The organism is Mesotoga sp. UBA5847 (assembly GCF_002432735.1).
Classification (GTDB): domain Bacteria; phylum Thermotogota; class Thermotogae; order Petrotogales; family Kosmotogaceae; genus Mesotoga.
Window position 1 is genome coordinate 57,683 of the sequence record NZ_DJGL01000103.1, and the last position, 12,796, is coordinate 70,478.

Genomic DNA, 12,796 nt, shown 5'->3' on the forward strand with positions numbered 1-12,796 from the left:
AATCTGCTAAATTCTACAGAGAAGTGGAAAGGTTAGTTTTAGTTACTGCTGGAATCAAAATACTTGATCTCGGTTGCGGAACTCGACGAGATATTCAGACTAAACACGACAACCAGAGTAGCATGTGTCGACTTGTCCCAGAAGATGCTCGAAATTCTTAGAATCAAACATGAAGACAGACTGGACAGCCTGAACTTGATTACCGGTTCCTACTTCTAAGTTGATTTGCCATCGGAAGAATTCGACATTGCCATTTCGGTTCAGTCGATGCATCATTTCGGATACAAACAGAAGTTGTCGCTCAAGAAGATTCTCCACAGTCTAGCGGGTAATGAAACATATATCGAGGCAGATTACGTGGTCGATACTACACGATAGAGGAAATGGGACTACGCAAGAAATACGAGTCTCTGAGAAGCGAGCATGACGCACCTGATGGTTTTTACCACTTTGATCTGCCGCTTTCCATAGATAATCAACAAGCAGTTCTGGAAGAGGCTGTGTTCAGTACTGTAAGACACCATGCAAGATACGAAAATTCAAGCATTTTCGTTTCACGAAAACCCACATCAAAACGGAGACTAATCGATGGAAAACAAAGGAGAGCCACTGGCCCTCCTTCTAGATGTTGAGAATATACTATTTCTTACTACACTCAAATAATTATATTGATTATCTTGTCCTGTACGTAGATGATCTTTCTTATTGACTTTCCTTCAAGCATTTTTGAGAGCTTCTCATCAGCCATTACCGCTTCCATTGCCTTCTCCTGGGAGGCGTTCTGAGGAAGCACAACCTTTCCTCTCATCTTACCGGTAATCTGAACAGGCAATTCAGTCTTCGCCAGAGAAGCGTATTTCTCATAGCCAGAAGGGAAACCATCTTCAAGAATAGTCCTCTTCTTCCCGCCTTTCGTGCTGTATATCTCTTCGCAAATGAAGGGGGCGAAAGGCGAGAGGAGTTTTGCCATATCTACTACGAGCTTTCTCTCGATAGCGCTCTCTTTCGAAGCCTCATTGACGAACTCCATGAGAGCGGCTATTGCCGTGTTCGGCTTGATATTCTTGATTGAATATTCGACCTTTTCCACAGTCTCTGCCATCTTTATCTTCAGATCTGTCGAGCTCTTGCCTTCAGGCATTGTTGCGATGTCCCAAACTCGATTCAGAAACCTTCTCATCGCGTCCATTCCGCTGTCCCGGAAATCTCCGCCTTCGAGAAAGGTCCCCATAAACATCAGATAGGTTCTAAGGGCATCCACTCCATGGCTCTCAAAATACTCGTTGGGATTGACGATATTTCCCTTCGATTTCGACATCTTCTCCCCGTCTTTTATGATAAGCCCGTGTCCTCTAAATGAAGCAAACGGCTCTTCAAAAGGAAGAAAACCCATATCGTGTAGCGCCATCGCAAGAAATCTCGAGTACATCAGATGGAGAGTTGCGTGTTCATTTCCGCCTATATACATATCGACCGGGCACCACTTTTCAACGAGCCCATCATCAAAAGGTCCACTGTCATTGCTCGGTGAGAGATATCGCAGATAATACCATGCCGAATCAAGGAAGTTGTCGGAGACATCGGTCTCTCTTCTGGCAGCCTCTCCACAAATCGGGCAAGTCGTGTTGACAAATTCGCTGTTCTTGGCCAGTGGAGACTTGCCGCTGCCGTCAGGTATGTAGTCATCGGTATTTGGCAACATCACTGGCAATTGATCTTCAGGGACGGGGATAGTTCCACACTTATCACAGTAGATCATTGGTATCGGAGGACCCCAGTAGCGCTGTCTGGAAATACACCAGTCATGAAGGTGATAGTTCACAGAGCCCTTTATGCTTTCGCTCACTTCGTCAATCTTGTCGATGAAATCAACACTGAGCGTACCCGAGTACTTTTCGCTGTTGATCATCTTTCCCTTCTCAGTATAGGGCAACTGTGAGGGATCGCATTCTATGACCTGTCTTATCTCTAGTCCATACTTCTTCGCAAAGACATAATCTCTCTCATCGTGCGCCGGGACGGCCATAACGGCACCCGTTCCATATTCTGCCAGCACGTAATCTCCTATCCAAATTGGAAGCTCCTCACCAGTAAGAGGGTGAATGGCGTAAGAACCGGTAAATATCCCGTTTTTTGGACGAGAAATAGATGTTCTTGTGGCAAGATCCATGCTCTTCACTTCTTCTTTGAAATTATCAAAAGTCTCCACTGTTGAAGGCGTGACTAGCTTGTTCACCAGACCGTATTCAGGAGCTACAACTATGTAAGTTACTCCAAATATCGTATCTGGACGGGTTGTAAACACATCTATCTGCTCATTCATTCCAGATACTTTAAAAGAAATCGTGGCTCCAGAAGATTTCCCTATCCACGCGCGCTGAAGATTCTTAGTAGTATCCGTCCAGTCAAGCTTCTCGAGGTTAGACAGCAGTTTCTCTGCGTACTTTGTGATTTTGAAGAACCACTGACTCATCTCACGTTTCTCGACTTCATTATTGCATCGTTCGCAACGACCGTCAATTACTTGCTCATCGGCCAGCACTGTCTTGCACGAAGGACACCAGTTAACATTTGACGCACGTTTCTCAGCAAGACCGTTCTTGAACAACTGAATGAAGATCCACTGGGTCCACTTGTAATACTCCGGAGAAGAAGTTATCGCTTCGCTGTTCCAGTCGAAAATATTACCAATCATTTTGAGCTGCTCTTCTCTGAAGTACTCTATGCTTTTCGGAGTGAGCTCAGCAGGATGTCTCCCAACTCTCAAGGCATAGTTCTCGCTGTGTATACCGAAAGCGTCGAAACCGATCGGTTCGAAGACGTCGTAGCCCTTGAGCTTCATGAACCTTCCATATACATCCGATCCGATGAAGGAAAACATGTTTCCTATGTGGAGACCGGCAGCGGAGGGATATGGAAACATCATGAGATTGTAGAAAGGCTTCTCCGCTTTCTTGAGATCTATGTTAAACGGCTTCTCCTTCGCATAGTAATCCTGCCATTTCCTTTCAATCACCCTGAAATCGTACATATGCTACCTCCCCGAATGAGTGTAAAGCTTGAGAAAAGCAACTTAGATGGATTATAACATGCTAGTGTTACTGAATTTGGGATGACAAACCCGGTCGATCAGAGAGGCAAGAGTCTTCATTTGAAAAGCAGGTTGACGACTCGTTTATCGAAGTTTTTCAGGGATTTCCCGACGGTGTCCTGCATGATCTACGTAAAGTGGACAATTTTGTTTTCAAGCGCTGGAAGCAGAATTGTTCAGAAATGAGGTTTTCAGAATCGGCACCTGTGAATGTATAATTGTACATGAACACGAAATCTCGAAAAAGGGGGTAAGAGAATGAAGAAAGCATTGTTCGTATCTCTGTTGCTTGTATTCCTGTTCTTTGTCTCTGGCTGCTTCAAGATCAACAATCCGCCAGTGGTATCGTTGACAGGCTCCGTTTCGGAAGGACAGGAAATTGCTCCGATGACGCTTGTCACTTTCGAGTGGGAAGTAACTGACTTCGATGACACGGAAGTCACTTCTGAGTTCAAGCTCTACAAGAATGGGGCTGAAGTTCTGTCTGTAGTAGACACCGGCGAAGCGGTGTACGCTCTAGACGAAGAGGGAAAGTACGTCGCAGAGGTTGTAGCGACCGATTCGATGGGGGCTCAAACAAAGAAGACTATCTCTTTCAAAGCGACTAATATGAAGAGAGAACTCTTTCAATCTGGAGCTGGGCTGATGTATTTCGATTACAGCGATTTGTTCGAGTACATCGAAGATGAAGTCTTCGGCATGAGGTTTTATAAAACTGCTTCGGAGGAAATTGTCCCTGCCGAAGAGGTGACTGTAAGGAAGCGATTGAACCTGCTGGACACCAATGAAGATGGCTTGTATGACACTTGGGAAGAGATACCTAACAACAGATCTGATCTACACAGGTACGTGTACCTACCGGGTTACTTGGAAGTTTATAGTACACTTTGGGTACCGTACGGTTTTGAGTATGGCACGGACTCAATTAGAGTATATTATGCCGGAGTAGAAGGTCCGTATAGTGGTTTCGTTCTATTCTATCCTCTTGCGGAAGTCGGTTTTGAACTAAACACAGTTTATGCAAGATGGGTTGAGGCTCATGTCTTTGGAAACACGCTTAACGACTACGGAGAAGCCTACAAAGCGTTTGCTCTAAGAGAGAGGTATGATTCAGACGAAAAACCGATTATCAGCCTTTCCACTCCTGACAGCGATATAGGACCTGGAGATTCGTTTACTGTAGGTGTAATGACAGAAAATGTTGCGAGTTTTGCCGATCTGTATGATGTCAGATATATTCAACTCTCTCTGTGGAACAGCGAAGGTTTGGTTCTTGAAAGCGTTGAGTTCGGGAATTTCATGGCAGGTTTGAAGGATGTTGGAACATTCAAGAGTAGTGATGAGGCTGTCACCCTTTACAAAGCCTTCCTGAATGGAGCAGATGAAGCTGGAGCTGCCGATGATGTCTTCGCAACTCTCACTTTCTCAGTTCCTGAGGATTATGAAGGCGAGATCATTGCCGTTGGACTGGCGTACGAAGGTTACTGGGATACATATGGCATCTATCCCGATTTGCCAAATCCCGCTTTCAGAGATGTAGACAATGGTTCTGTTGACGGTTTCATTGTTGACCACGAACCAATTGTCTTCTTGGAGTAAGGGGGGGATTACTATGAAGAAAACCTTTATAGTTCTACTTACGGTAGTTTTGATATCGTCCTTTGCACTGGCAAGTATTGCAACTCAAGTAAGGTCAGCTGAGGAAAAAGTAAATTCTTCAATAGAAAAGCTGAATTTGAGCTGGGAAGCAGGTCTGGAAGAAAGCTTTGTCGCAAAGCTTGAAACCGCAAATATCGCAGATGTCGATGCGATATTTGAGCGGCTTAATGGATACATTGATCTTCCAAAGGATGTTAGCGATCGGTTGGTTGAGTACCTTAGAATGGCATATATAGAAGAAGTAGAGGACTTTTCCATTCAGGGGATGACCACAACAGACGATCTCATGATGTCAACTTTCGTCCTTTTGGAACCGAGAGAAGTGGCTGAAAGCTATTTCGTGAGGCTTGAACCCGTTAGAGACCAGTTCATTCATGGCAGCTGCTGGTCTTTCGCTACTGTTGGTTCTTTTGAAAGTGCGCTTGCAGTGCAGATATATGGGATGAACGGAAACGTGGATAACACCCTGGATTATTCGGAACGATGGGGAACCTATCATAACATCGACTGGGACATCTACAGCTTTTCACCTGACAACTATGTTCAGGACAGGAACAGCCTTGAGGGTGGAAACAGCTACTTTGCAATGTACAATCTCATAAGGTATGGAATGATGGAAGAACAATACGCTCCATATTCTGAAGTCTATTTGGACCCCAGAGAGGAGATTCCTCTGCCCCCATCGGCATACAATGCTCCGCTGCTGAAGTCCTCGAGAAGTGTGATGATACCTCCTGCAACAGCGGCAGCTCGCTTAGGATATAGCTACGAGGATTATCTGAATATGATAAAGACAGCTCTTGCGGATTACGGATCTCTTGCCGTCTCTTTCTCAGTTCCATACAGTTTCAACTTCTATTCCAAGGGAATCTATTCTCCTGTAGAAGGAGACTACAGCACAGGCGGACACGCAGTCACTCTAGTTGGATGGGCGGATGCCACCGAGCTCGATGACATAATCCTAGCTGGCAGGACGAATCCTGATGCAACTCCTATACTGGACGAAGAAATCGAAAGCTACACATATTTGGATCCAACACAGACCGGTTCTCCAGAGTTCACAGCAACCACCTTCTGGATAATCAAGAACTCCTGGGCCTATGATTGGGGAGACGGGGGCTACTATGTAATCCCCGCCATTAGCGAGGAACAATATGAGAGCGGACAGATAGGTTTCTGGGAAATCGAAGGAAGAGAGATGTATCTTCCGATTTTCGACGATCTTGCACATCACGAAGAAGACAGTCTTGATATAAACGGTGATGGCATTGTCGACGAGAAGGATTTCGAAGCTTTGGTCGAAAAGATAGGTTCGACAGAAGCAGAGGATATCGCAACCTGTGACATTTCCTTCCCCAAGGACGGGAAGATCAACGGCGAAGACGCTGCTGCTTGGGTATTCTTGTTTAACAACAGGTAAGAATGTTTTGAAATAGGTTTAGAAGAACCCCCTTAGGGGGTTCTTCTTTTGTGATAATCATTAGTCTGTAGTCTTTCTGGCATAATTGATAAGGAGGTGAGAGCTTTGCAGGAAGAAACCGTGCTTGACATAATGATAGAGATTCCTAAGGGAAGTAGGAATAAGTATGAGTATGATAAGAAACTCAAGAGGATAAGGTTCGACAGGACTCTGTTTTCTGCTGTTCATTACCCGATGGACTATGGATTCATATTAAATACTCTTGCCGAAGACGAAGATCCGCTTGATGCAATGGTTCTGCTATGGGAGCCGACTTTTCCCGGGTGTCTGATTGAGGCAAAGCCAATCGGCGCATTCAAGATGTGGGATGAGAAGGGCCCTGACGAGAAAGTCCTTTGTGTTCCGATACATGATCCGGTCTGGAACTATATCGAGACGCTCGACGACGTTCCACCTCATCTACTGAAAGAGATAGAACATTTCTTCTCCGTATACAAGGATCTCGAAAAGAAGAAAACGGGTATTGAGGGCTGGGTAAGAAGAGAAGAAACGTTGGAAATTATCGCTGCATCAAGAACAAGATATCTTGAAGAAACTCAGAATTCTTAAAATGTGCGACAGGACGAAATTCCGAAAAGCGTATATCATTGACTTAGCAACAGGAAAGGAGAATCCATTATGTATGAATACGTTATCTGGGATTTCGGCGGCACTCTCTTCGATACTTACCCTGCGGCAGCGGAGGTATTCTCGAGGGTCCTTGAGAAGTATGAGGTGAGAGCTTCCGTCAAAGAAATTCTTGAAAAGCTTAAGGAATCAACATCGAAAGCCGCACAACACTTCATGGATAAGTACAGACTGCACAGTGGATTTCTGGAGGATTTCTACAGTATAGAGAACCATCTTGAACCGGAGAGACAACCACCTTTTGAAGGGGCAAAGGATACCTGTATCCAGATTAATAAGAACGGTGGAAGTAATTTCCTTTTCAGTCACAGGAGTAATTACTCCATGACCAAACTTCTGAATTACTACAAGATGCTGGATCTTTTCTCCGAAATTGTATCTGCAGACGGTGGTTTTGCCAGAAAGCCCGATCCACAGGCAATTATGTATATTATCGACAAGTATGGGCTTGAGAGAGAAAGAGTTATTACAATCGGTGATCGAGAGATCGATATTGAGGCCGGGAAACGCGCCGGAATAGCTACCTGCCTCTTCAATCCAGATTCGTCGTCAGCAACCACAAAAGCTGATTTTGTCGTTACCTCCTTGAAACAGGTTCCTTCTGTTTTGCAGGTGTGCAACAGATACAGTGGTTGTGAAAGCTGATGATCGAGAATCTTATATGGGATTTCGACGGTTCGCTTTTCAATACCTACCCCGCTATGGTCAGACTGTTTAAACAGGCTCTGCTTAGAAAGGGATATGTCGCTTCCGAAAACGAAATTCTCTCCCTCATGAAAGACACCCTCGGAAAGGCCGTTGACTTCTATTTGGATAGAGGAGTTGACTATGCCTTCTACAAAGACTTCAAGAAATCTGAAGAAGAACTCGACCCGGCCGAGCAACCTCCTTTTGAAGGTGCTCGCGAGGTGTGCTCAATAGTTGTAAGGAATGGCGGTAAGAATCTGATCATAACTCATAGATCGCGAAAGACTGCTTTCAAGCTGCTAAGTTACTATGAAATGACCTCGCTTTTCAGCGACATAATCACCAGAGAAAGCGGATTTAAGAGGAAACCAGACCCCGATGCTTTCGTCAGCGCGATAAGAAATTATAGACTGAACCCCAGATCAACTCTCTCCATTGGTGATAGAGACCTTGACGTCATTGCTGCAAGGGATGCGGGAACAAAGACATGTTTCTTCTCTCAGAATGGATCCAGACCAACCATTCGAGTCGACTTCACAATAGACAATCTGTTACAGCTTGAAAAGATTGTTTCTGATGACGGCCATTCCTAACATGTATAGCAAATGAAAAAAGTGCATACGCAAAACCCGTATGCACTTTTCCTATGCAGAAAGATATTCTATTGGTAGTATACCTTTCTTGAATCTGCTTCAGCAGGGTCCTTGAAGTAGTATCCAAGTCCGTTTTCGACTATTTCGGCGTATCTTGCGGCGGAAACCGAGAATCCTCTGTCGGGGTTCTTCTTCGTCCACTGAGACAGAATCTCCTGAATAACTGAAGAATGCTGGCCGACTCTTCTGTCCATAGAGAATCCGTTCTCGTCGTATGGGACGAAAAGCAATCCCTTTTCACCAGCCTTCAACACAAATGGGTCTATACCATCGATAATCAGTTCTGGAGTTTTGGCAGCCGTAATCTGATCAAGATGGACTCCGGGTGACTCCAGTAAGAACGGGTATGCGTCGGACCAATCGCCAATTTCCCTGTGTGAGAGGCCTCTGTAACCGGTTGGAGAAGACTCCACGTGATTATCAAACTTCTCTCTTCCCTTCACATAGAAGGAAGCTCCTATTGCATAGGGCATTGACTTCTCAGGGGCAACTATGCAGTTGGTCACAGGGTACATCGCCTCTGCTTCATGCAAATCAATAACGATATCTATACCCTCATTACGGATCATCTCCATTGCTGCAAAGGATACTTTCTCAGCAAGGAATCCGTCAGGCCTGCCTGGCCAGGATCGATTTGTGTTTCTTGCGTCTATGTACGACAAAAGCTGACCATCAGGATAGTGTACATAGACGTCCGGGTCTGGCCACTGGTCAAGTGCCTGGAACCCTCTGTCGCCCATTCTGAACTTCTGTTCTCCCCATGGAGTTTCCAGATAGTAGTAGAGAGGAAATCCTCCACCTGGCTGTGTTCCAAGAGAACCGCTAACATTGAAATGGGGAATAACGTAGACTGTTCCCTTTTCCACTTCGAGATTCCCGATGAAAAAATATGCGAGTAAAGCCGCAGAGGGTTCATTGGCATGGGTCCCCGCTATTATGAGAGTCTTCCCGCCTTCCTCTGCGCCCTTCAGTTCAAAAACATCGGTATCTGCAATCGTTCCTTCTATTCCGTCAAAGTACTTGCTGAGTTTAAAAACGTTAGTCACACTTGGTCCGGCCACTACTTCTTCTTTGAAGTACCTCTGAACGTACAGTGGTATTCCTCCAGCCAGAACTATAAGTGCAAGTACACCAGCGATTATAAGTTTTCTCATCATAAAACCACTCCTACTTCATTCTCAGCAGTCTGAGAATGAGGGGTAGAAGAGCCAAAGTATAGAGTATCTCGCTCTTTAAATCCTTGGTCTTAATGAAGTTCCATATTAGCATGCCTGCCACATAGGCTGTCATCACATAATACAGAAACATTATCAAAGTCATGACGACACCTCCTCCTCAACCTACCATCATCAGGAAGTTGAATTTGTTGGCGAAGATAATCAGTATCATAGCAACTGCGGTTATGGCTATCCAGGGCACTACACACTCTTTCAAGAACGAGCCGTAAGAACCTTTATAGCCAACCGTACTCACTGTCAACCTCCCTATCAGCGCAGTTGGGGGTAGTCCATCTCCAAGAGGCCATAGAAGGCTTAATCCTGCCAAAACAATTACCGGGTTTATTCCGTTTGAATTCAACATCCAGATAAGCGGTATTCCTATTACCATCGCACCACCATATGTAAGGAGACCTTCCGATATCGGTATTATGAAGGGAAGGAGTATCCAGACTATAGCCAGAGGAGCCGTAACAATCCACATTGAGATCAAACCCTTCACACCATTGAAACTCATGACCTGGATCAGCATTCCCACAACTGCGGTGGTTGCTATCAGGGGTGTTAATTGGGCAACGGTCTCTTTGCTGACCTTCAGAATATTCACTCTCTTGAAGTTCATTAGCCAAGCAACTAACGCACAGATTGCAAAGACTAGAGGCAATCCAAGAACCGGGAATCCGAACGGCCAGATTCTGGGGGCCCCGAGCAGGAATATCAAGACAAGGAAAGGAACAGCAACGCTCCACCCGGAGAGCCCTTTGGGATCGGGAATCTCTTTTAGTGCCTTTTCTTTGTCTATGTTCTTTGCACCACGTCCAAAGAACAGGACAGAAAACAGCGCCAGAATCAAGATCGGTACAAGAAGAGGCATTGTGAACCCCACATAAGGTATTGCTGTTCCCGCACAAGTCATCATTGCCCAGATGTTGACTGGCGGAGCAGCAGCGCTCAAACCCGCAATTATGAAGATTAGCGCCGAAATCCTGACCTTTGAAAGTCCCATCGCGTTAAGGGCTGCTGCTACCGTACCCCCCACAACTAGAACGGAGATACTCCCTGCTCCGGTGAGCGCTCCCGGAACTAGAATTACAAGCATCAGTAGTATCAGCATCAGGACTCTTTTGTTATGGAAAGCTCCAATTATCTTCCTGACGATATAATTCGTTCCACCCGACTCTTTGATAATATTCATGAAAATCGTCGCAAATACGAAGATAAGTCCAATGTCGAGGTAAGTTACCGATCCTTCGGCTATATGCCTGAAAGTGTCAAAACCTGCTCCTCCGGCAATTGCTCCCCCGATTACTGCAACAAACATACATAGTTCCGTTGAAAACTTCAGGAACTTTCCAACGGCGTAGGCTCCAACCATGACTAGCCCGGCTATGATCGTTTGCATATATATTGCATCAGCTGACAACGTGATTACCCCCTTATAATGAACGCGGCACAATCATCACGATCGCGCCGCATCCAATCAACTACAACCCGAAGACTTCTGTGAATGTGTCGAGAAGATCGAAAGCTGAATCAATCTCCACTATTGGCACATTTCTTTCTGAAGCGGCATTCGTGAATCTGCCGTCCTTGTTTGAGTCCTTTGTCACGATGAAGATGTCTGCAAAGGGAGCTACTGTGTCAATCATTACCTCGATCGGACTACCAGGAAGACCCCTCTGAACTGAACCGCCGATTGCCACGGCAATTATTGCGATCTCGTTCGCCTTTGCGTAGTCGATGAGTGCCTTGAGCCTTGAAACTTCCGATTCTACAGACAATCCCGACGCTCCCATACCTTTGAGACTCGCACCAAGAACCAGGATCATTGACTGAAACTTCGTCCCTTTGGGATCAGGGGAAAGCGTGGTCACGTGCTTTCCAATAGCCGACACAGCTCCACCAAGGCCTACTCCGGCAGCTAGCTCATCTTTGGAGAGAATGTCGCAATAATCGTACTTCAAACCTACTTCGTCGGCAACATAAGTCACCGTCTCAACTTCCGTACTCTGACCGGCTGAAGTGATTACAACAGGAAGTGCCAGTGAGACTTCTGTAGCCGAGAAGGCAAGTGCACCAACAACAGAAACAATAATCATAACGAGAATTGCTTTCTTCATGAAACTACCTCCTTCTTTCTGCTCTATTCGACTCATATATTTGAAACAAATATCGTATACAAAGTCCGAAATTATCGAAGAAAACCTGCCCCGAAAGGGGCAGGCCAGGACTATCATTTAGGTTTGTAAGCGTCGTCACCAAAGACGTGACCGTCTGCATAACCGACTTCCTGCAGCCACCAATCGGGGTATCCAGCTGAAGAACCAACGTTCGGGATGTTGATGTATCCGTCTCTGTACTTGGTTATTAGATATTCGTTGAAATCCCATACTTCTGCCATTACTCTGTCGGTGACGTCAGCAACGTAATCAGTAAGGAATTCCTTACATAGCTCTGGATCTGTTTCGTAAAGCTGTGCAGCTGCCGCTTCAATCGCTGGCTGTACTGCAAAGAGCTTTCCTTCGATCTTCTTCTGAAGTTCCTGAATCTCCGGATACATGTAGCTCCACTTCAATTCCGCCCAGTTGCCCATGAAGTTGAATGCCCAAGATGCGACATTATAGTCGAATTCCTGAAGGCTACCACTGTCATAAGCATAAGGAACGTCCGTTATTCCACAGTACATCGGCACAAGAATCGTCTCGTGAGGTGCAGCTGCTCCCCACCATACTACTCCACCGACAGGATCAGGAAGCCAGTCTCTAACCTGAGAAACGAAAACGTATTCACATCTGAAGATAGAAAGGGCTCTTTCCCAGCTTCCCTTTACTAGCTTACTGGAACCGGCATAGCGATTAGGATTGCCGAATGGGCCTGCTGCAAGCCCTTCAGTAAGATCGAATTCTGTTCCTTCGTAGTGGTCTCTGAAGAGATCAATAACATCTGCAACCGACAGTTTCTTGTCAGGTACGATAGAGAATGGGTAGTCTTTTGTAAAACTGTCTTCTACCCAGGGAGAAAGTCCAAGAGATGGGGAGACTCTGTCGAGAACTCTCCATGTTCTTCTCAGACTGTAGTAAGGATAGGAGTATTCTCCTGTACTAACAGTTGCCATCCAGTCGATAGGGCCTGTGCTGGGATCGTACCAGCCGGCTTCTGTTGCAACATCGATAAGATTCGGCGAGAACATATTGTCAGGGCTTTCAGGATCGAGTTCTCTTATCCTGAACATATTCGATTCTACGAAGACTGTTCCATCTGGAACCTTCTTTGCCGCCCAAAGTGCACTCTTCTTGTCTGGCGATGCACAGATTTCGAAGACCCAGGCTTCGTTTGGGTCTGTTACTGTCAGTGTTTCTCCCCAACCGTAGTAACCGTACTC

11 protein-coding genes are annotated in these 12,796 nt (G+C 45.6%); 5 read left to right on the plus strand and 6 right to left on the minus strand.

Features of this window, described 5'->3' with window-relative positions:
* Window positions 1-655: 655 nt before the first annotated feature.
* Window positions 656-3,031, minus strand: coding sequence for a leucine--tRNA ligase (gene leuS / locus B3K91_RS12885; protein ID WP_292590289.1), 2,376 nt, complete (start codon window positions 3,029-3,031; stop codon window positions 656-658).
* Between the two features lie 318 nt (window positions 3,032-3,349).
* On the opposite strand from leuS, the gene B3K91_RS12890 reads away from it, so the two are divergent.
* The 5 genes from B3K91_RS12890 (at window position 3,350) to B3K91_RS12910 (ending at window position 8,137) form a co-directional block, all read left to right on the plus strand.
* A complete protein-coding gene (locus B3K91_RS12890) occupies window positions 3,350-4,690 on the plus strand; it encodes a hypothetical protein (protein WP_292590290.1) in 1,341 nt (446 codons plus the stop codon).
* 13 nt (window positions 4,691-4,703) lie between these two features.
* Window positions 4,704-6,170, plus strand: coding sequence for a C1 family peptidase (locus B3K91_RS12895; protein WP_292590291.1), 1,467 nt, complete (start codon window positions 4,704-4,706; stop codon window positions 6,168-6,170).
* A 105-nt stretch (window positions 6,171-6,275) separates the two neighbouring features.
* Window positions 6,276-6,779, plus strand: a complete 504-nt coding sequence (locus tag B3K91_RS12900) for an inorganic diphosphatase (RefSeq protein WP_349682113.1) — start codon at window positions 6,276-6,278, stop codon at window positions 6,777-6,779.
* Window positions 6,780-6,848: 69 nt separating this feature from the next.
* Window positions 6,849-7,502, plus strand: a complete 654-nt coding sequence (locus tag B3K91_RS12905) for an HAD-IA family hydrolase (protein WP_099829784.1) — start codon at window positions 6,849-6,851, stop codon at window positions 7,500-7,502.
* Complete coding sequence (locus tag B3K91_RS12910; protein ID WP_292592425.1) at window positions 7,502-8,137, plus strand: HAD hydrolase-like protein; 636 nt, start codon at window positions 7,502-7,504, stop codon at window positions 8,135-8,137. The genes B3K91_RS12905 and B3K91_RS12910 overlap by 1 nt, the downstream gene beginning before the upstream one ends.
* A 68-nt stretch (window positions 8,138-8,205) precedes the next feature.
* Here the strand turns inward: B3K91_RS12910 and B3K91_RS12915 are convergent, their stop codons facing one another.
* From B3K91_RS12915 to B3K91_RS12935, 5 genes are all read right to left on the minus strand, one after another.
* A complete protein-coding gene (locus B3K91_RS12915) occupies window positions 8,206-9,354 on the minus strand; it encodes a succinylglutamate desuccinylase/aspartoacylase family protein (RefSeq protein WP_214061065.1) in 1,149 nt (382 codons plus the stop codon).
* 10 nt (window positions 9,355-9,364) lie between these two features.
* Window positions 9,365-9,517 carry a hypothetical protein gene (locus B3K91_RS12920; RefSeq protein ID WP_165775360.1) on the minus strand — a complete coding sequence of 51 codons (153 nt, stop codon included), beginning with the start codon at window positions 9,515-9,517 and terminating at the stop codon, window positions 9,365-9,367.
* Between the two features lie 15 nt (window positions 9,518-9,532).
* A complete protein-coding gene (locus tag B3K91_RS12925; protein WP_099829781.1) occupies window positions 9,533-10,837 on the minus strand; it encodes a C4-dicarboxylate ABC transporter in 1,305 nt (434 codons plus the stop codon).
* A gap of 61 nt (window positions 10,838-10,898) precedes the next feature.
* On the minus strand, window positions 10,899-11,534 hold the full coding sequence (locus B3K91_RS12930; RefSeq protein WP_099829780.1) for a DUF6305 family protein: 636 nt from the start codon (window positions 11,532-11,534) through the stop codon (window positions 10,899-10,901).
* A gap of 113 nt (window positions 11,535-11,647) precedes the next feature.
* Window positions 11,648-12,796 (minus strand): dipeptidase (locus B3K91_RS12935; protein WP_292595336.1); only part of this gene is annotated, 1,149 nt, incomplete at its 5' end.